15 protein-coding genes are annotated in these 19,919 nt (G+C 72.6%); 5 read left to right on the top strand and 10 right to left on the bottom strand.

Annotated elements, in window-relative coordinates:
- Window positions 1-45: 45 nt before the first annotated feature.
- Together OOJ98_RS12040 and OOJ98_RS12035 are read left to right on the top strand one after the other, a co-directional pair.
- Window positions 46-684, top strand: a complete 639-nt coding sequence (locus OOJ98_RS12040) for a DUF1275 family protein (RefSeq protein WP_267054633.1) — start codon at window positions 46-48, stop codon at window positions 682-684.
- Window positions 685-934: 250 nt separating this feature from the next.
- On the top strand, window positions 935-2,368 hold the full coding sequence (locus OOJ98_RS12035) for a PP2C family protein-serine/threonine phosphatase (protein WP_267054632.1): 1,434 nt from the start codon (window positions 935-937) through the stop codon (window positions 2,366-2,368).
- A 71-nt stretch (window positions 2,369-2,439) separates the two neighbouring features.
- On the opposite strand, the gene OOJ98_RS12030 is transcribed toward OOJ98_RS12035, so the two are convergent.
- Entirely contained in the window at window positions 2,440-3,933 is a 1,494-nt protein-coding gene (locus tag OOJ98_RS12030) for a hypothetical protein (protein WP_267054631.1), read from the bottom strand.
- 234 nt (window positions 3,934-4,167) lie between these two features.
- Here OOJ98_RS12030 and OOJ98_RS12025 point away from each other — a divergent pair, with 234 nt between their 5' ends.
- The gene (locus OOJ98_RS12025) at window positions 4,168-5,304 is read left to right on the top strand and encodes an aminoglycoside phosphotransferase family protein (RefSeq protein ID WP_267054630.1); all 1,137 of its coding nucleotides are present in this window, start codon (window positions 4,168-4,170) and stop codon (window positions 5,302-5,304) included.
- Window positions 5,305-5,382: 78 nt separating this feature from the next.
- Here OOJ98_RS12025 and OOJ98_RS12020 read toward each other — a convergent pair whose 3' ends face one another.
- The 3 genes from OOJ98_RS12020 to OOJ98_RS12010 all read right to left on the bottom strand — a co-directional run bounded on the left by OOJ98_RS12020 (window position 5,383) and on the right by OOJ98_RS12010 (window position 10,569).
- Window positions 5,383-6,711 carry an N-acetylmuramoyl-L-alanine amidase gene (locus tag OOJ98_RS12020; RefSeq protein WP_267054629.1) on the bottom strand — a complete coding sequence of 443 codons (1,329 nt, stop codon included), beginning with the start codon at window positions 6,709-6,711 and terminating at the stop codon, window positions 5,383-5,385.
- Window positions 6,712-6,997: 286 nt separating this feature from the next.
- A complete protein-coding gene (locus OOJ98_RS12015) occupies window positions 6,998-7,498 on the bottom strand; it encodes a hypothetical protein (protein ID WP_267054628.1) in 501 nt (166 codons plus the stop codon).
- A gap of 182 nt (window positions 7,499-7,680) precedes the next feature.
- Window positions 7,681-10,569 carry an AAA family ATPase gene (locus OOJ98_RS12010; RefSeq protein WP_267054627.1) on the bottom strand — a complete coding sequence of 963 codons (2,889 nt, stop codon included), beginning with the start codon at window positions 10,567-10,569 and terminating at the stop codon, window positions 7,681-7,683.
- A gap of 299 nt (window positions 10,570-10,868) precedes the next feature.
- On the opposite strand from OOJ98_RS12010, the gene OOJ98_RS12005 reads away from it, so the two are divergent.
- Window positions 10,869-11,930, top strand: coding sequence for an isoafricanol synthase (locus OOJ98_RS12005; RefSeq protein WP_267054626.1), 1,062 nt, complete (start codon window positions 10,869-10,871; stop codon window positions 11,928-11,930).
- Between the two features lie 93 nt (window positions 11,931-12,023).
- On the opposite strand, the gene OOJ98_RS12000 is transcribed toward OOJ98_RS12005, so the two are convergent.
- From OOJ98_RS12000 to OOJ98_RS11980, 5 genes are all read right to left on the bottom strand, one after another.
- The gene (locus OOJ98_RS12000) at window positions 12,024-12,260 is read right to left on the bottom strand and encodes a DUF397 domain-containing protein (protein ID WP_267055612.1); all 237 of its coding nucleotides are present in this window, start codon (window positions 12,258-12,260) and stop codon (window positions 12,024-12,026) included.
- A 135-nt stretch (window positions 12,261-12,395) separates the two neighbouring features.
- A complete protein-coding gene (locus OOJ98_RS11995; protein WP_267054625.1) occupies window positions 12,396-13,562 on the bottom strand; it encodes a thiolase domain-containing protein in 1,167 nt (388 codons plus the stop codon).
- The gene (locus OOJ98_RS11990) at window positions 13,559-14,620 is read right to left on the bottom strand and encodes a thiolase domain-containing protein (RefSeq protein WP_267054624.1); all 1,062 of its coding nucleotides are present in this window, start codon (window positions 14,618-14,620) and stop codon (window positions 13,559-13,561) included. The genes OOJ98_RS11995 and OOJ98_RS11990 overlap by 4 nt, the downstream gene beginning before the upstream one ends.
- Window positions 14,620-15,579 (bottom strand): Zn-ribbon domain-containing OB-fold protein, encoded by a 960-nt coding sequence (locus tag OOJ98_RS11985; protein WP_267054623.1) that lies wholly within the window; start codon window positions 15,577-15,579, stop codon window positions 14,620-14,622. The genes OOJ98_RS11990 and OOJ98_RS11985 overlap by 1 nt, the downstream gene beginning before the upstream one ends.
- 159 nt (window positions 15,580-15,738) lie before the next feature.
- The gene (locus OOJ98_RS11980) at window positions 15,739-16,539 is read right to left on the bottom strand and encodes a crotonase/enoyl-CoA hydratase family protein (protein ID WP_267054622.1); all 801 of its coding nucleotides are present in this window, start codon (window positions 16,537-16,539) and stop codon (window positions 15,739-15,741) included.
- Between the two features lie 166 nt (window positions 16,540-16,705).
- On the opposite strand from OOJ98_RS11980, the gene OOJ98_RS11975 reads away from it, so the two are divergent.
- Complete coding sequence (locus OOJ98_RS11975; RefSeq protein ID WP_267054621.1) at window positions 16,706-18,328, top strand: acyl-CoA synthetase; 1,623 nt, start codon at window positions 16,706-16,708, stop codon at window positions 18,326-18,328.
- A gap of 6 nt (window positions 18,329-18,334) precedes the next feature.
- Here OOJ98_RS11975 and OOJ98_RS11970 read toward each other — a convergent pair whose 3' ends face one another.
- Window positions 18,335-19,879 carry an alpha/beta fold hydrolase gene (locus OOJ98_RS11970; protein WP_267054620.1) on the bottom strand — a complete coding sequence of 515 codons (1,545 nt, stop codon included), beginning with the start codon at window positions 19,877-19,879 and terminating at the stop codon, window positions 18,335-18,337.
- Between the last annotated feature and the right edge of the window lie 40 nt (window positions 19,880-19,919).

Below are 19,919 nucleotides of genomic sequence, written 5' to 3'. Positions count from 1 at the left end.
CGCGCCGTCCGGGCGCCCGGCGGGCGGCACGGCGAGAATGCGCCGATGAGCACCGCGATCACGACACCGCCCGCCGCCCGCGCCGACGAGGGCTTCCTGCTCGTGCTCTCGGCGGCGTCCGGGGCCACCGACGCGTTCGCCTTCCTCTGTCTGGGAAAAGTGTTCGCCGGGGTCATGACCGGCAACCTCGTCCTGGTCGGCGCGTCGGTGGGCGCGGGGGACCGCGACGTGGTGCCGCGCGCCCTGACGGGCCTGGTCGGCTACGCGCTCGGCGCCGCCGCGGCGGCCGTCGCCTCCCCGCGCCTGACGCCCCGGCCGCTGCTCGTCGCCGAGACCGCGCTGCTCGCCCTCGCGGCGGGCGGCTGGGCGCTCGGCTTCGGGCACGCGCTCGGCTCACAGCTGGTGCTGCTGGTGGTGCTCGCCTTCGCCATGGGCGTGCAGGCCCGGACCTGGGGCACCCCGACGACGTACTTCACGGGTACGTTCATGAAGCTCGCGGGCCGGCTCGGCAAGCGGGAGGCGGAGCAGGCCGACCGCTGGGTGGCGGGGCGGCTCGGGGCGGTGGTTCTCGGCGCGGCGGTCACTTCGCTGGTCGTCTGGTGGAGCCCCGCGGCGGCGGGCGCGGCGGGGGCCGTGCTCTGTGCCGTAGCCGCCGTGGCTTTCGCGTCCGCGGCGCGCCGATGAGCGGCCGGCCACGCGTTCTTGCGGCCGGGCGGTCCGGTGGACCACGCGTGGCGCGCCAACTCCCGTCCTGCATATGCCCGGTGGCACGCCCCGTTCACGGCGGGCCGATCCGGTCGCCTTTGACATATGCCACGAGCACCACCGTATCGAGTGTTGCCAAATCCCTTACGGGGCATCGCTCCCTGTGCAACAGTCGTTACCGGTCCACCACGCCAGACCAGGCTCTGCCGCGGCCGCATCGGAGAACCTCATGCCGTCCCATCTGTTCGCGGACCGTCCCGCTCCCCAGCCACCCGAGCGGGGCACGGTCGACGCACTGATCACGCAGACCCGCCGGCTGCGCGGCGGCGTGGACGCGGTGCGCCGCGACGCGCTCGTGGACGACGACGACCCGCAGGGCCGCTGGCAGCGCGCCCTGTGCGACCTGGCGGTCCATCAACTCGACGACCTCGGCTCGCACTTGGACCAGCTGCGCGAGGGCCTCACCGCCGAGGAGGAGGACGCGGCGGCGCTCGCCGTCGAGAACGCGTTCACCCCGGAGGCCGGCCCCGCCACCCCGCTCAGCCGCGTCGGCAGCGCGGAATGGAACCTGTTGACCGACGCCGTGAGCTGGTCGGAGGAGCTCTTCGAGATCTTCGGCCGGCCCCCCGGGAGCGGCGGGATGTCGCTCGACGAACTGCCCGCCGTGGTCCACGCCGACGACCAGGCCCTGCTCACCTCGATGGTGACCAACTGCCTGGTGGACGGCAGGCCGATCGACGGCGAGTTCCGGATCGTACGGACCGACGGGGAGACCCGCACGCTCCACATGATGGGCGAGCCGGTGCTCGACGCCGACGGCTGCACCGCGTCGATGTGGGCCGTCCTGCGCGATGTGAGCGAGCTGCGGCGCACGCAGCACGCCGAGCGCGAGAGCCGCGACAGCCTGCGACGCCAGCGTCACATCGCCCAGACCGAACACCGCCTCGCGGTCGAGCTCCAGGAAGCGGTGCTGCCCCCGTGGCGCGGCTCGCTGCGCCTGCCGCACGGCGGCCCCGGCGCCCTCGACATCGCGGCGCACTACCTTCCGTCCTCGTCCAGCGCCATGATCGGCGGCGACTGGTACGACGCACTCCAACTGCCCGACGGCGCCTCGTTACTGACCGTCGGCGACCTCACGGGCCACGGCGTGACCGCCACCGGTGCCATGGCGATGCTGCTCGGCGCGCTGCGCGGCATGGCCGTCGCGGGCATCGGCCCGGCCGCCCTGATGGGCCACCTCAACCAGCTGCTGGAGACGACCGTGCAGCCCGCCCTGGGCAGCGCGGTCTGCTGTCGTTATGATCCGGCGAGCCGCACCCTCTCCTGGTCCCGCGCGGGCCACCCCGCCCCGCTGCTCTTCCGCGACGGGACGGGGCGCACGCTCGGCGCACCGGACGGGGTGCTCCTCGGCGCCACCCACGGCGCCTCCTACGGTCAGGCCGAGATCACCCTGCGCGCCGGCGACCTGCTGGTCCTGCACACCGACGGGCTCACCCGGCAGGGCGCGCCCGACGAGGCGCACCGGCGCCGGCTGCTCGCACTCGCCCCGCTCTTCGACGGCGGCCGCACTGCCCAGGACTGCGTGCGGATGATCGTCGAGGAGTTCGGCGAGCACGAGCGCGAGGACGACGCCTGTGTGCTGGTGGCCCGCATCGGATCCTGACACACGGGCGGGCGCGGCCCCCAAAAGGGGCCGGGGACCTGGGGGTTGTACGTGACCACGTACGACCCCCTCTAGATGTCCGCGGTCCGGCTCCGCTTCGACGGTGCCTGGGGCAGCGCGAGCGAGATCTCCTCCCGCAGATCCTGGATCTTGCCGTGGCCCGCGAACTGCCCGGTGAGCCGGTACATTTCACGCAGCCGGTCCCAGGTCCGGTGCGAGGAGGTCTCCCCCATCGACACCAGCGCCAAGCGGGCGTAGCGGTCCGCCTGTTCCGGGTCGTCGGCGATGAAGCAGGCCGACGCCAGCGAGATGTAGTCGAAGATCTTCGACCGCTGCCGGCCGCCCTCGCGCAACTCCAGGGCCTGCTTGGCGTGGTGCTGCGCGATGACCGCGGCCGAGGCGTCGTGCTCGGCGAGCGTGCGGAACGCCAGGGCCTGCATGCCGTGGAGGTCCGCCTCGTCGAACATCTGCATCCAACTGGGCGGCGGCACATCGCCCTTGTCGGAGACGAAGAGCTCCTCCGCCTCGCCGAGGGTGCGGCGCATGGCCTGCCCGCGCCCCATGGACGCCTGGGCCCACGCCTCGATGGTGTGCAGCATGGCGCGGGTGCGCGGCAGGGTCTCCTCGCCCGAGCCGGACTTCGCGAGCTTCATCAGGTCGAGGGCTTCGCCGGGGCGGCCCAGGTGCACCATCTGCCGTGCGGCGCGCGACAGGGCCTCTCCGGCGCGCGGCCGGTCGCCGCCCTCGCGGGCCGCGTGCGCGGCGATGACGAAGTACTTCTGGGCCGTGGGTTCGAGACCGATGTCGTGGGACATCCAGCCGGCGAGCACCGCCAGGTTGGCCGCGACGCCCCACAGACGGCGCTGGAGATGGTCGGGGTGGCGGTAGGCGAGCATGCCGCCCACCTCGTTGAGCTGGCCGACCACCGCCTTGCGCTGGAGCCCGCCGCCGCGGGAGGCGTCCCAGGCCCGGAAGATGTCGACGGAGTGCTCCAGCGCGTCGATCTCCTGCGATCCCACGGGGGCGGCCTCGTAGCGGTCGAACCCGGCGGGATCGGCGTGCAGGGGGTCGTCGAAGCGGGGGGCGTCGGCCGAGAGTACGGGGTCGGTGTGCAGCCAGTCGTGCATGGCGCTGCTGAGTACGGAGCCGGTGGCGAGCGCGGCGCCCGCGCCCACCAGACCGCGTCGGTTGAGCATGAGGTCCATTCCCGTGAATTCGGTGAGGACCGCTGCCGTCCGTTCGGGCGCCCACGGAAGGCCGTCCGGATTCTTGGTGTTCCTGACGTCGTTCCGCTTTCCTGCGCGCCCGTGCCGGTCGAACCCGAGGTCCTCGATGGTCACGACACGGCCGAGCCGCTCGGTGAACAGCGCCGCCAGCACCTTGGGCACCGGATCGCGCGGGGACTCCCCCATGTCGATCCAACGCCGCACCCGCGAGGTGTCGGTGGCCAGTTGCGGGTGGCCCATGGCCGCCGCCTGCCGGTTCACCATGCGCGCGAGTTCGCCCTTGGACCATCCGGCGAGGCCGAACAGGTCGTTCAGGCGGGTGTTGGGTTGTCCGCTCACGTCAAGCCCCCAGGTTCTCGGCTGAGTTGACAGTAATCCCCCTGTCAGATGCGGCGCGACTATTCGCCAGGGTTCGCCAGGGCACGCCAGATGGTGTGCCACCCGCGGCCGGGTGTCAGGTATGAGAGCGCCACCCCGACCCGGGGGCCGGACCTCATTCCCCAGGGTGCGGCTCGGCCACCGGGACGGGTAGCGCACGCAACTTGTCGGCACACGAAGGGATCTGTCACCCCCATGTACACAGCATCGTCCTCCGTGTCCACGCCGCCCCGGCCCTACCGTCCCCTGGGGGCGGGTGGCGGACCGTACCTCGATCCGACCCACGCCGCGCCGTCGCCCTACGGCGCCGGCCGGGTGCCGCGCCGGCCGGGAACCGGCACACAGCCCCTCAGCGGGAGAATCGACCTGTCGGGCCCCCAGGGGTCCCAGCTGCGCATCGCGATCGCCTCGGTGCAGCGCATCTGTCCCGAGTTCAACGCGGTGCAGGTGCTGCGGCACAGCGGACGCTCCGTACTGATCGTCGGCACGACAGGACGCACCACGGCCGTCGCCAAGTGTTTACTGGACCATTCGCCGGGGTGGGCCGAGCGGTTCCGGCACGAAATAGCGGCATACCGCACGTTCGTCAGGCACCGCCCACCTGTGCGGGTGCCTCGACTGATCGCGGCGGACCCGGACAACTGCACCCTGGTGATCGAGCGGATGCCCGGACGCGCGGCGGCTCTGACCCGTCACCCCGTGGAGGCACCCCCGCGTGCCGACGTCAGGGCGGTGCTCGGCGCGATCCGGCACCTCAACGACTGGCGGCCGCCGGCCGAGATGTTCGGCCGGCCCCTGGACTACGGATCGCGGATCTCGCGCTACCACGAGCTGGGACTGTTCACCGACCGGGATCTGAGCGACCTTCAGAAACTGGTGCACGGTCTGGCCCTCGCGGGCCGGGTCGACTGGCAGTTCTCGCACGGCGACGCGTTGCTCTCCAACATCCTGCTCTCCCCGACCGGACCGGTCCTCGTCGACTGGGAGCACGCGGGCTGGTACCTGCCCGGGTACGACCTGGCGACGCTGTGGGCGATCCTCGGGGACGCCCCGATGGAGCGGCGGCGGATCAGCCAGGCGGCGCAGGCGGCGGGACCCGCGTCGAGGGACGCCTTCCTGGTCAACCTCATGCTCGTACTGACCCGGGAGATCCGGACGTACGAGACAGCGGTGCAGCGCACCATGCGGGAGGCCCCGGCGGCGAGCGCGGCGCAGAACCCCCCGCCGGGTGTGCTCTGCGCCGGGGAGCAGCAGCGGCTGCTGCTGCGCAGGCTGCACGACGACTGCGCGATGGCGCGGCGGGCGATGCGGGCGGCGGTCGGCACGCGCTGACCGTCCGGAGGGGAAGCGGGGCGCGCGCCCGGTGTCACACACCGGGCGCGCGCCCCGCTTCCCTGTGCCCGCCGGGGCCTAGCGGGTGCGGACGATGTCGACGTCGGAGGCCTTCACGAAGGCGACCCGGTGGCCGATCTGGACCGTCACGTAACGGGTGCTGCCGGGGAAGTACGTGTGGTCGTACGGGTAGGACGAATCGATCGTCGGGGCGTAGTAGTAACCCGCGGGCGTCGGGTCGCCACCGGGGTAGGACTGGCCGGCCCTGATGGTGTAGCCGAGCGGGGCGCTCACCCGCGGCGCGGTGAAGTCCGCCGGGTAGTCGGTGGCGGCGGGGTAGGCCGTTCCGTACACCGGCACGTCGGTCAGGCCCGGCTTGGGGCGGACGACGTACCCCGCGGTGGGGGTGGTGACCCGGGTGCGGGCCGGGGTCTGGAACCACGCCTCCTGGCCGTACCACCAGATCGCGGTCCAGCCGGGCCTGCGCTCGGCCACCACGGCCTGCTGGGTGGCGCTGATCTTGCTGCCCCAGTCGCTCGCGCAGTTGGTGCCGCTCTGGCCGGGCGGGTGGAGCCCGGGGTCGGCGAAGAGCGGTGCGGTGGTGTCGGGCCGGGTGTACAGCGGGACTGCGCTGCTGGGCTGCGCGGGCAGGTCGATGTTCTTCTCGCAGTCCCGGAACGACTGGACGTTCTCCTTGAACACCGGGTCGACGGTGACCAGTTGGCCGCCGGGGCGGCCGGTGGGCTCGGCGGGTGCGCCGAGCAGGGACATGAAGCGGTTCCAGTCCCAGTACGGTCCCGGGTCCCAGTGCATGGCCGCGGTGCCGCCGGCCGTGGTGGGCGGCACGTTGTCGTGGCCGAGGATGTGCCGGCGGTCCAGCGGGATGTCGTACTTGGCGGCGAGGTAGCGCACGAGCTGCGCCGTCGAGCGGTACATGGCGGGGGTGAACCAGGTGCCGCCCCCGGTTGCGTAGCCCTCCTGTTCGATGCCGATGGAGTCGGAGTTGATGTACCAGTTGCCGGCCTGCCAGGCGACGTCCTTGGTCTTCACCATCTGGGTGACATGACCGTCGCCCGATCGCACGACGTAGTGGGCGGAGGCGGCGCGCGTCGGGTCCTGGAAGATCTTCAGGGTGTTCGCGTACGTCTCCTCGGTGTCGTGCAGGACGATGTACTTGATCTTGTTGGTGTGCGGCCGGTCGGAGAGGTCGTAGTTGCCGTACGTCTCCTTGTCGGCCGGGTCGCCGGTCTGCTGGTAGGCGGCCGGGACCCAGTCGCATCTCAGCACGCGGGGGCATTCGGTGTCCGTCGTGGCGGCGCTCGCGGGCGAGGCGGGCGCCAGGGCGAGGCCCAGGACGCCGGCCGTCGCCGTCGCGAGCACACGGATGATCCTCTGCTTGGACGTCATGAACGACCCTTCCAGCCGAAAGGTGTACGGGGGCTCTCCCGCCGTGCGGCGCGTGGATACGCGCGGGACACAGTGTGACCCCGGATGACGCTTCGTCAAGTACCTCTCGCCGGGCGCGACTTGTACCAGTGGCGCAGACCTCTGGCGGCGGCTGTGACCTGCGGATGGCGCAGAGCGCTCAACACGGTGCCGGGCGGGGCGGGTTCAGGGGCCGGACAGGCAACGGCCCGGCACCGTGGACGGACGGTGCCGGGCCGCTGGGAGGAAGGGGCCGGGTGTGTCGGGCTCAGCCCTGCTGGAACAGCTCGGCGGGCAGCGGCTTCAGGAGCGCGTACAGGTCGTCGGTGATCGGCCGGTCCCAGCTGGCGATGGTGACGAGGACGTTGTCGCTGCGGTCGAACTGCACGCAGGAGATGCGGCTTTCGGAGAGCTTGAGGCGGCGCACGATGAGCAGGTTGTCGCCCTGCATCACCGGCATGTCCTCGGCGCCGACGACCTCGATCGGCTCGTCGTTCTCCAGCGCGACCAGGAGCTGCGCCACCTCGAAGGGGACCTGGCCCTCGGCCATCTCGCGGGCCGGGGATCCTTCCGGCAGATTGCCGATGATCATCGCGGGGCCGCGACCGCCGAACAGGTCGTACCGCAGGAAGACACCCTGGCAGCTGCCGTCGGGGGCGGGGAGCAGTCCGGCGCCGAGGTTCCCGGGCCAGTCTCCCGGGTCCATGGCCAGGACATCGAAGTCCGGGCCCGCGGGAGTGGCGGCGCTGCGGCGGCGGAGGAAGGACATGCCGTCAATGGTACGTGCCCCGGGCCGCCCGGCGGAGCCGGGCCCAACCCCCTGGGCGGGTCGCCCCCGCCCCGCCCGGCATCGAGTAGCTCAGGGGCGCGGGGAACTGCTCGCGCGAGACGCGAGGACCCCGGCTCCCCGCCGTGGACGGCTGGAGGGGGCCGGGGCCGGGTGGCGCGGGGTCAGCGGCCTGGGACGCCTCGGATGCCGGAGCCGCGGGCCTGGTGGGGCAGGAGCCCCGCGAGGCCGCCGCGGTCGGTGCCGAGCTTGCGGAAGGCGCCGGAGAGCAGGAGCTCCACGGTGCGCTCCTTGTAGCCGAGCTCCTCCGCGATCCGCTGGTTCTCCCAGTCGAGCGCCGCGAGCTCGGCGACCGCCTTCTCCTGCGAGGTGAGCAGGTCGGAGTCGGTGGCGCGCAGCTGCAACGGGCGCAGGCCGGAGGCGGCGAGTTCCTCGCGCGCTCGGGCCGCCAGCGCGTCGGCCCCGCAGAGCGCGGCGCTCTCCAGGCCGCGCATCAGGAGGTCGGCCGCGTCCTGGGGCAGCCCGGCGCGGCTGAGCATCGCGCCGTGGTCGACGAGGGCCTGGGCCAGCTCGTACGCCGCTGGTGAGCGTTCGAGCTGGCGGACCGCCTCGGCCATCAGGGCGAGGCTGTCGGCGCCCGATGTGACCTTGGCCGCCGCGTACAGGGCACGGCCGACGGCGCCCGGGGTGCCGAAGCGCCGGGCGATGTCGACGCCTTCCTGCGCGACGGCCGCGGCCTCCGCGGGGTCGGTGTGCGCGATCGTCTGGGCGAGCAGCGGACGCCACGGGGCCCACATGGGATTGCGCATCCCGCGCGGTTCCAGCCTGCGGCCCACCGCCCGCAGCCGCTCCTCGGCGTCGGTGCGCAGCCCCCGGGCGATCAGGAGTTCGCTGTAGCCGGTCTCGGAGTCGGGGTAGACGACGGCGTTGGGCACGACCTGGCCGTAGTTGTAGTCGTCCGAGAGCTCCTGCGCGTCCTGGATCCGGCCGCGGGCGAGCAGGATCTCGATGAGGATGCCGAGCGCGAACCACTGGGCGGGTACCTGGTGTCCGACCCGGTCGGCGATCCGCAGTCCGCTGTGCACCAGGTCCTCGGCCTCGGCGAGCCGGCCGCGGTGGAACTTGATGTAGCCGAGCAGGGTCAGGCCGAAGGACAGGTGTGCGCCGCGCCAGCCCTTGCGTTCGCACTCGGCGATGCCCTCGTTGAACAGTTCGTCGGCACGGCCGGGCTGGTCGCAGTACATGAAGGTGAGGGCGACGAGGACGGGTACCTCGAAGCCCCAGTTCTCGTCGGTCCAGGGCAGTCCGCCCTCAAGGGCTTCCTCGGCGTAGCGCAGGGCGGTCTCGGCGGGTTCGCCGCGCACCATCGCGTCCCAGGCGCGCAGGCCCAGGATGTACCGCTCGGCCTTGCCGCGCCCGGTGAGGTGTTCGGCGAGCCGGGCCAGGCTGCGCGAGCGGGCCGGTGAGTCCTCCTCGTCGGCGCGGAAAGCGTTCCACTGGAAGGTCTCGGCCTGCATGCGCAGCCGGGTGCGCGCGCTGGTGGAGTGCTTGGCCTCGGCGGCGACGACGTCCGCGGCCTCCCCCATGCGGTCGGTGTGCGCGAGCGCCTGCGCGAGCCGGTAGGTGACGGCCTCGCGCAGTTCCGGGGCGAGTTCGGGCTCTTCGAGTGCCGCCTTGAGGTGGTTGACCGTGGTGGCGGGCTCGTTGAGCAGCGCCGAGCAGCCCAGTTCGAAGAGCACCTCGGCGCGTTCTTCCAGGGCGGGAGGTTCGCGCAGGGCGCGGGCCAGACAGCGGCGTGCCGCGTCGGGTGCGCCGGCCCGCAGGTAGTCACGGGCGGCGGCGCGCAGCTGGCGCACGGCCCACCGGTCGCTCTCGGGGTGCATCTCCAGGATGTGCCGGGCGGCTGCCGTGGGGCCGAGTCCGGCCTCGCTCACCGCGAAGGCGGCCTGCCCGTGCATCGCGACCCGCATCGCGGCGGGGATGGCCCGGTAGACGGCGGTGCCGACGAGCGGGTGGAAGAAGTCGAGCCGGTCGAGGCGGTCGTGCTCGGGGGCGAAGATCCGCGCCTCGCGCAGCCGCTCGATGGCGTCGGCCATCTCCTCGGCGCCGAGCCCGGCGACACCCGCGGCCATCTCGCGTCCCGCGTCGGTGCCGAGCACGGCGACGGCCCAGGTGAGCCGCCCCACGGAGGGGCCGAGCCGGTCGATGCGTTCGATGAGCCCGTTGCCGCTGACGGCGGAGGCCAGTTCGCGCAGTTCGCCGGCGTTGACGTACTGCGGTTTGATGCCGCGGTCGCGGATCCTCGCGACGAGTTCGACGGCTTCGTAGGGGTTGCCCGCGGTCAGGGTCCAGCATTCGCGGGCGAACAGGTCGTCGCCGTCCTCGCCGAGTACGTCACGCACCAGATCGGCGACGGCGGCGGGGGTGAACGGCGACAGGTCCAGCGGGCGCGAGCCGTGCCGCATGGCGAGCCGGCGGAACTCGGCGGCGTGCCGGGGCAGTTCCTCGGGCCGGTAGGCGACGACGATCAGGAGCGGCAGGTCGCCGGCGCGCAGCGCGAAGGAGGTGAGCCAGGCCAGCGTCTCCTCGTCCGCCCAGTGCGCGTCGTCGACCACGAGCACGACCGGCGCGTACTGGACGGCGAAGCGGGTGACGAGCCAGTCCAGTCCGTCCCGGACGCCCTGCGGGTCGGGTGCCACGCCGCTCTTTCCCGCGACGAGACCGACCGCGGGCGCGACGATGTCGTACCAACTCCCCAGTATCTTGCGGTGTTCTTCCTCGCTCGACGCCGCGAGCACCGGCTGTACGAGCTGGCGGACGACGTGGAAGGCCACGCTCTCCTCCAGCTCGCTGCCGCGGGCGGCCAGCAGGGTGCAGCCGCGGGCCGCGGCCTTGCGGCGGACCTCCGCCACCAGCGTGGTCTTGCCGAGGCCGGCCGATCCGGCGATGGCGAGCAGGCCGCCGTTGGGCGCGCTCCCCTCGCCCGCCCGGCCGCACAGGTCGTCCAACATGCTGTCGAACAGCATCAGTTCTTCGTCGCGCTCAAAGAGCATCCGGCGCGGTACCCCGCCCCGGCCCCTCGTATCCGCCACAGCGGTTCCCCTTCTGGCAGTAGCACCGAGCCTACGCCCCGGACACGTACCGTGACATGAATATCCGTCTTCCGTCTTCTCCTTGACCCATTAAGTTGGCTGAATCCATGGATGGTTGAGTCGGATCACCGGGGAGGGGCGCCATGACCCGCACGTACGCCCCCGGTGCGCTGTAAGGCTCCGGCGTCGTACGACTTCACCCCGGCGCCCGGCCCGTTGATGATTGAAAGACGTATGGAGTACTAAGGAGGCGGTGCCGTATGGGCAGCACTGGCAGGGTCCGGTCGGCCCGGACGCGGACCGGGCTCATCGACCTTCCCTTCCCCGCGCGCCGGCATCCCCGGCACGAACGCGCGGGGCGGCACACACTGGACTGGCTCCACCGGTTCGGCATGCTCGCCGGTGAGCAGGCGACGGCCGAGTACGACGCGATGGGCCTGGAACGGCTGATGGCGTACTTCTATCCGGACGCGTCGGACGCGCATCTTGCTCTGGCGACCGATCTCAACGCCTGGTTCTTCGTCTTCGACGACCAGTTCGACGGCCCGCTCGGGAAGAGTCCCGACGGGGTGCTGCGGCAGGTCGACACGGTGCTGCGCACCATGGGCGACGCGCCGCCGGTGCCCGGTGAGGTGACCAACCGGCTGGCCGAAAGTTTCCGTGATCTGTGGCAGCGGGTGACCGCGGACACGCCGTTGCTGTGGCAGGACCGCTTCCGCGCCCACTGGCGCGCGTATCTGACGGCGTATCACTGGGAGGCCCTCAACCGGACCCGCAGCGGCACCCTGTCGCTCCCCGGCTTCCTGCGCGGCCGGCGTGACTCCATAGGCGTGCAGCCCTGTCTCGACCTGGTGGAGCGCTGCGGCGGCTACACCCTTCCCAAGGAGTTGCACGAGGGCGAGCCGCTGGCCGAGATGCGGGAGATCACGGCCGATGTGGTGATCTTCGTCAACGACATGGTGTCGGTGGACAAGGAGCTGGCGGCCGGCGACGTCAACAACAGCGTGATCATTCTGCTGCGGCAGGAGATGTGCACCGTCGAGCAGGCGTTGCGGCGGGTGGCGGCCCTGGCCAACGCGCGGGTCGCCCGCTTCCAGGAGCTGACCGTCGAGCTGGGCGCGAGCCTGGACGCGACCGGGCTCGCCAAGGAGCTGCGGTGGCAGGTGGACGATTACGTCGACGGCATGCGCGCCCTGATGAGCGGCAATCTGGCCTGGTCCCGGGAGACCGCACGGTACGGCGAGGCCGGCATCGCCGCCGTCAGCGAAGGCCGCCAGCGGCCCTGGGCCCAGCTCTTCCCCGAGCAGGCCGCCGAGGGCTGAGCGGGGTTCGCGGACAGGGACGGCGGCCTCGACGGGCTCGTACACAGGGCCCGTCGAGGCCGCCGTCCCGGCTCCGGCCCGGGGCCGGCGGGGTCAGGTGAGGTCGAACTCGCCGTCCCGCGCGTTGATCACGAAGGCCCGCCACTCCCCGGGGCTGAACACCAGGGGCGGGCTGCCGGGACTGCCGCTGTTGCGCAGGGCGATGAAGCCCTCGACGAAGGCGATCTGGACGTCCCCCGCCCCCCGGCTGCTCGACTGCCACTCGGCCCCGCTGAAATCGAGCTCCGGCTTGTCCCAGCCGGAAGGGGTGTGCCCCGCAGGGTTCCGCAAGGTGTGCTGGGTGGTGGTGTCGGCCACGTCCGTGCTCCTCCCCGGTTCTTCTCGTCCGGGGCCACCCTAGCGATCGTCCGCTGTGACGGACAGGCCGCGGTGGGACTGCCGGGACCCGTCCGCCGTGGACCGCCGTCAGCGGGTGGGGGGTTCGGCGCCGACCAGCCACATGGCGAAGAACTGGGCGCCGCCGCCATAGGCGTGGCCGAGCGCCCTGCGGGCCCCCTCCACCTGGTGTTCACCCGCCTCGCCGCGCACCTGCAGGGCGGCCTCCGCGAACCGGATCATGCCGGACGCGCCGATGGGGTTGGTGGACAGGACGCCGCCCGACGGGTTCACCGGCAGGTCTCCGTCGAGTTCCGTCACACCGGACTCGGTGAGTTTCCAGCCCGCGCCCTCGGCGGCGAAGCCGAGGTTCTCCAGCCACATGGGTTCGTACCAGGAGAACGGGACGTACATCTCGACCGCGTCGATCTCGCGCCGGGGGTCGGCGATGCCGGCCTGCCGGTACACGTCGGCCGCGCAGTCCTTGCCCGCCTGGGGCGAGACGAAGTCCTTGCCTGCGAACAGGGTCGGCTCGCTGCGCATGGCGCCGCCGTGCACCCAGGCGGCGGGGCGCGGCGCGCGGGCCGCGCCCGCCCGGTCGGTGAGGATCATCGCGCAGGCGCCGTCGGAGGAGGGGCACGTCTCGGAGTAGCGGATCGGGTCCCACAGCATCGGTGAGGCCTGGACCTTCTCCAGGGTGATGTCGTGCTCGTGGAGGTGCGCGTAGGGGTTCTTCAAAGCGTTGCGGCGGTCCTTGTACGCGACGAGCGAGCCCACCGTGTCGGGGGCGCCGGTGCGCCGCATGTAGGCCCGTACGTGCGGTGCGAAGAACCCTCCGGCGCCGGCCAGGAGCGGCTGCGTGAACGGGATGGGCAGGGAGAGGCCCCACATGGCGTTGGACTCGGACTGCTTCTCGAAGGCGAGGGTGAGCACGGTGGTGTGGACGCGGGCGGCGACCAGGTTGGAGGCGACGAGCGCGGTGGAGCCGCCGACCGATCCTGCGGTGTGCACCCGCAGCATGGGCTTGCCGACCGCGCCGAGCGCGTCGGCGAGGTACAGCTCCGGCATCATGACGCCCTCGAAGAAGTCGGGCGCCTTGCCGATGACGACGGCGTCGATGTCGGACCAGGTCAACTCGGCGTCGTCGAGGGCCCGTCGGGCGGCCTCGCGGACCAGTCCCGCGATGGAGACGTCGTGCCGGGCGGCCACGTGCTTGGTCTGGCCGACGCCGACGACGGCCACGGGTTCCTTGCTCATGACTCCCCCTCCAGGACGGCGACCAGGTTCTGCTGAAGGCAGGGGCCGGACGTGGCGTGCGCGAGGGCCCGGTCGGACTCCCCGCGGTGGATGCGGGCGGCGGCCTCGCCGAGCCGGATGAGCCCGGCGGCCATGACCGGGTTGGCGGCGAGCGCGCCGCCCGACGGGTTGACGGTGACGTCGTCGCCGAGCTTCAGGGCCTTGCGCAGGACCACCTCCTGCGAGGTGAAGGGGGCGTGCAACTCGGCGGTGTCGACGGGCCGTTGGAAGGCTCCGGCCCGTTCGGCGGCGAGCCGCGCGGACGGCGAGTCGGTGAGGTCGCGGACGCCGAGGGAGTGCGCCTCGATGCGGTGGTCCATGCCGCGGATCCAGGCGGGCCGCTCGCACAGTTCGCGGGCCCGGTCGCCCGCGGCGAGGATGACGGCGGCCGCGCCGTCGCCGACGGGCGGGCAGTCCCCGGTCCGCAGCGGCCGGACCAGGTACTCCCCCTGGGGGCGTGAACCAGCCACCTGGGCATGGGAGTTGGCCGTCGCGGCGTCCCGGCTGCGGGTGGCGATGGCGGCGAGCGCCGGTTCGTCGGTGACGCCGGCGTCGATGAGGGACTGCGCCTGGAGGGCGGCGAGCGCTACGGAGTCGGGCCACAGCGGCGCCACGTAGTAGGGGTCGAGCTGCCGGGTCAGGACATCGCGGAGCTCGCCCGGCGAGGACTTGCCGTACCCGTAGACGAGCGCGGTGTCGGCCTCGCCGGTGAGGATCTTGACCCAGGCCTCGTAGAGCGCCCAGGCGCCGTCCATCTCCACGTGGGACTCGGCGATCGGCGGCCAGGCGCCCACGCCGTCGAGCGCCATGGTGAAGGAGAAGGCGCGGCCGGCCAGGTAGTCGCTCGATCCGGAGCAGGTGAAGCCGATGTCGCTGGTCTTCAGGCCGGTGGCGTCGAGGACCTGGTGCAGCACCGGCATCAGGAGTTCGACCTCGGAGAGTTCGTCGGTGCGGCGCCGGTGGTCGCTCTGCGCGAACGCCACGATCGCCACGTCCCGGGCGGGAGGGGTGGGCGCCATCAGATCAGCTCCTTGTACGTGTCGTAGTCGGCGTCGGGTTCGCCGGTGGGCCGGTAGTGGTCGGGGTAGCGGCCGCCCTCGCTCCAGACGGGTTCGACCCGCAGCCCCATCCGCACCTGGTCGTAGGGGATGCCGCCGATCCGGCCGTGCAGGGCGAGGCCGGCGCCGTCGAGGGCGATGTGCGCGTAGACGTACGGCACCTCGATGTCCAGGTTCTTCGCCTTGATGTTGACGATGCAGAACGTGGTCACGGTGCCGGCGGGGCCGACCTCCACCCGTTCCTGTGTGGCGACACCACAGGTGGGACAGGCACCCCTGGGCGGCACGTACACCTTCTGGCACCTGGGGCAGCGTTCGCCCACGGTCTTGCGGGCGGAGAGGCCGCCGATGTAGGCGGACTGGGCGCGGCCGGGGCTGTAGGTGTAGTCGAGCCGGGCGGGCGCGACGATGCCGGTGACGCGTTCGCCGAACTCGCCGCTGTGCGGGCCCTGCCGGTCTCCCTCCTCGGCCTCACCGGGTTCGAAGCAGGCGATGTCGGTGATGGCGCCGGTACGGTCCGCGGCCCACCGGATCCGTACGCGCATCCCGCTGCGGACGGCGTCGGGGCCCGGCGCGTCCAGGGCGTGCAGGAGGGAGGTGTCGGCGCCGTCGAGCCGTACCAGCACCCAGGCGAAGGGGCGGTCGAGCGGCTGGTCGCGGCGCGGGGCGGGGTTCCAGGCCCAGGTGGTGACGGTGCCGGTGGGGGCGACCTCGACGAGTTCGCGAATCTCCTCCGCGGTGACGGGGTCGTACTCGACGGGCGGCACGAGCACCTCGCCGGCCCCGGTCCGCACCCCCAGCACGTGGCGCTCACGCAGCCCGGTGAGGAAGGCGCTCTGGACCGGCCCGAGGGACCGGGTGAAGGGGAACTCGACGACGAGCGGCGCGCGCAGCACGTCGGGCGAGGCGGATCCTGTCATGGGGCCAACTCCTTGGGTCTCGGGCCACCTACGGCCCGTCCGGCGTGTGGGGACGAGCGCCGTCACGGCGCGAAGGGGGTCCGGGGCGCGCCCCGCGTTCCACCGACCGCCCCCGCCCCCGGACCCGGAGGGCCGCGGCCAGGGGCGGGGCGGGCGGCCTCAGGCCCGCCGGTAGACCGGCGTCCGCTTCTCCGTGAAGGCCAGCGCCCCCTCCTTCGCGTCCGCCGTGGCGAAGACCGGCCACCCCCGTTCCAGTTCCGCCGCGAGCCCCTCCGCCTCGCTCATGGACGCCGTGTCGTACACGCACGCCTTCACCGCCTCGACCGCCAGCGGCCCGCACGCGTTGACCCGCTCGGCGATCTCCAGGGCCCGGTCGAGCGCGGTCCCGTCCGGCACGACGCTCCCGATCAACCCGATGCCCGCCGCTTCCCGTGCGCTGTACGGCCGCCCGGTGAGCAGCATCTCCAGGGCGTGCGTCCGCGGAATCTGGTGCTGGAGGCGCACCGTGGAGCCCCCGATGGGGAAGAGCCCGCGCTTCACCTCGAAGAGGCCGAACGTGGCGCCCTCCCCCGCCACGCGGATGTCGGTGCCCTGGAGGATCTCGGTGCCGCCGGCCACGCAGTACCCCTCGACCGCCGCGATCACGGGTTTACGGGGCCGGTGGTTGCGCAGCATCGCCTTCCAGTGCAGTTCGGGGTCGGCCTTGAGCCGGTCCCGGTACTCCTCGCCGGCCATGCCCCGGCCCGCGAGGGCCTTGAGGTCCATGCCCGCGCAGAAGTCGCCACCGGCTCCGGTGAGGACGACCGAGCGGATCGAGTCGTCCGCGTCGGCCTCCAGCCAGCCGTCGTACAGCCCCACCAGCAGCGGCAGCGAAAGCGCGTTCTTCGCCTCCGGCCGGTTCAGGGTGAGCACCAGCGTGGCGCCTTCGCGCCGTACGTCGAGGTGTTCCGTACCGCCCATTGCCGTCCTCCCGTCTCAAGACCTAGAACAGGTTGCAGTAGTGGCGGCGGCAGTTCAATAGTTTTCTGACAGACAGTCAGTTTTCTTCTGCGGCACCCCTTCCCAGTTGTGCACGGCTTTGCTCTGATGACCCCCGAGTCAGTCGGGGCCGGTGTCAGGAGGAATGGTGGAGTACAACCTTGCCGACCTGTTCGAGTCCGTCGTCGACGTGGTCCCGGACCGCGAAGCGCTCGTGTACGTCGACCATCCCGGGACGGGCGCGGAGCGCCGTCTGACCTACCGCGGCCTCGACGAGGCCGCCAACCGGCTGGCGCACCATCTGATCGACGCCGGACTGAAACCCGGAGAGCACCTGGGGCTGCACCTCTACAACGGCGTCGAATACCTCCAGACGGTGCTCGCCGCGCTCAAGGCGCGCCTGGTCCCGGTCAACGTCAACTACCGGTACGTGGAAGAGGAGTTGGTCTACCTCTACCGGGACGCCGATCTGGCCGGGCTCGTCTTCGAGGCGGAGTTCACCGAGCGGGTGGCGGGCGCCCTGCCCCGGGCCGACAAGCTGCGCCACCTGGTCCGGGTGGGCCAGGTGCCGGACGGCGCGCCGCCGCTCGACGTGACGCCGTTCGCCGAGGCCGAGGCGGCGGGTTCCCCGGAGCGGGGGTTCGCGCCGCGCTCCGCGGACGACCTGTTCATCATCTACACCGGCGGCACCACGGGCATGCCGAAGGGGGTGATGTGGCGTCAGGAGGACCTGTTCTTCGCCGGGCTGTTCGGCGGAGAGCCGGCGGGCGAGCCGGTGAAGCGGCCACAGGAGCTGGCCGAGCGGGTCGCCAAGGGCGGCGCGGGACTCACCTTCTTCCCGGCGCCTCCGCTGATGCACGGCACCTCGACGCTGACCTCGTTCATCGCCTTCAACTACGGGCAGCGTGTGGTCATCCACCGCAAATACGCGCCGGAGGAGGTGCTGCGCACCATAGAGAAGGAGCGGGTGTCCAGTGTGTCCCTGGTGGGCGACGCCATGCTGAGGCCGCTCATCGACGCGCTGCACGGGCCGCTCAAGGGCACCGACCTGTCCTCCCTGTTCAGCGTCTCCTCCTCCGGGGCGATCATGTCGGAGACGGTACGCGCCCAGTTCCAGGCGCTGGTGCCGAACGTGCTGCTCCTGAACAACTTCGGCTCGTCCGAGTCGGGGTCCAACGGCAAGGCCACGGACGACTCGGGTCCGGAGAAGGGCTTCCGCCTGGAGGTCAACGAGCGTACGCAGGTGGTCGATCCGGCCACCCACGAGCCGGTGCCGGTCGGCGTGCCGGGGCGGCTGGCGCAGCGCGGACACGTACCGCTGGGCTACTACAACGACCCGGCGAAGACCGCGGAGACGTTCTTCCAGAAGGGCCAGGAGCGGTGGGTGCTCCTCGGTGACATGGCCACCGTCGACGAGCACGGCATCGTCACGGTCCTGGGACGCGGCTCGCAGTGCATCAACACCGGTGGCGAGAAGGTCTACCCGGAGGAGGTCGAGCAGGCCCTCAAGTCGCATCCCGACGTGTACGACGCGCTCGTGGCCGGGGTGCCCGACGCACGGTGGGGCAGCCATGTGGCGGCGGTGGTCCAGCTCCGCGAGGGCGCGCCGGAACCCACCCTCGACGAGATCCAGACCCACTGCCGTACGAAGATCGCCGGCTACAAGGTCCCGCGCCAGCTGGTGATAGCCCCCGGCATCCAGCGCTCCCCCAGCGGCAAGGCGGACTACCGCTGGGCACGGACGGTGGCGAGGGAGGCGGACGCCGGCTGAGGGCCGTCACCCGATGCCGAACTCCCTGAGGGCGGCCAGGAAGCCCGCCGGGTCCGTCTCGTGGATCAGGTGGCCCGTGGTGAAGGTGGCCAGGCGGACCCGGGGGATGCGGCCGGCCAGGGCGGCCAGGGCCTTCTGGTCCACGTGGCTCCTGGGGCCGCCCGCGAGGACGAGGGTCGCGGTGGTGAGGGTGGCGAAGCGGCGGTGCCAGGCCGGGTCGGGGGTGTTGAGCTGGGCGTTGATGTCCGCGATGACGGGCCAGTCGAAGCCGAGCGGGCCCTTCGGTCGTTCGACGGGGCCGCGCGGCGGATCGAGTGGCAGCAGCGGCGGGACGTCCTCCAGGACGAGCCGGCCGATGAGGCCGGGCGCCTCCTGCGCGAGCAGCGCGGCCGCGGCGCCGCCCATGGAGTGGCCCACCACATCGGCTCCGGTGAGGCCCAGCCCGGTGATGAAGCCGATCAGGTCGTCGCGGAACGCCTCGAAGGAGTAGCGGCCCGGCCAGTCGCTCAGCCCGTGGCCGCGCAGGTCGAGGGCGTACACCCGGCGGGTGGCCGCGAGGTGGCCGGCGATCTCGTCCCAGTCGCGGCTGTCGCCGCCCCGGCCGTGGACGAGGATCACGGGCGGGGCGGACCGCTCGCCCCGGACGCGGTAGGCGAGCCGCACGCCGCGGCCGTCGCCGGCGCCGACGGTGTGCCGGACGGTGGCGACCGCCGGATCGAGGAAGGCGGCGACGGTGCGGACGAAGCCCTCGGCGTCGTCGAGCCACGGGTAGTGCCCCGCGCCCCACTGGACGGCGAGTTCGGCGCGCGGCATCAGCGCGGCGAGCTCCGCCGCGCGGCCGGGCGTCGGCCCCGGGTCGTACTCGGCGGCGAGGACCAGGACGGGCGCGTCGAGTCGGGCGAGCGCGGCCCGGGTCACGGGCGGGTCGAAGGCGCCCTCCGCGTAGTAGGCGGGCGCCACATCGGGGTTGGTCTCGGACCCGGCGGCGGCGTCGTGCCGCCGCGCCGCCGCGTCCCACCGCCCGTAGGCGAAGGGCTTCACGGCGTCCCCCGCCTCGCTCACCGGGCGCCCGGCCCAGACCTCCTCGAAGGCCGCGCGGCCCGCCTCGTACCAGGGCTCGCCCGCGCGCAGCGCGACGGCGGCGCGCCATTCGGCCTCGCCCGCGTCGATGTCCACGGCACGGGTGCCGGGGGTGATCAGGGCGAGCGAGCCGACCCGGTCCGGATGGCGCCCCGCGTACAGCAGGGCCAGGTTCCCGCCCGCGGAGTGGCCGAGCAGGTCGACGCGGTCGAGGCCGAGGTGGGCGCGCAGCGCCTCCACGTCGGCCACCTGCCGGTCGCAGCGGTACGAGGCCGGATCGGCCGGCACCGCCGACTCCCCCGTGCCGCGCGGATCGAGCAGCACCAGCCGCCGGTGCTCCGCCAGGCCGCCCAGGTCACCCAGGTAGGTGGCGGCGCGTCCCGGGCCGCCCGGGAGGCAGATGAGCGGCTCCCCGCGGCCGGTCACCCGGTAGGCGAGGCGGGTGCCGTCGTGGCTGGTGAAGGTGGGCATACGGATGATCTTCACACCCGGCCCGCCGGGAGGGCAACGG

The organism is Streptomyces sp. NBC_00083, assembly GCF_026343295.1.
GTDB lineage: Bacteria > Actinomycetota > Actinomycetes > Streptomycetales > Streptomycetaceae > Streptomyces.
This window is presented reverse-complemented; position numbering and strand designations above follow the sequence as displayed.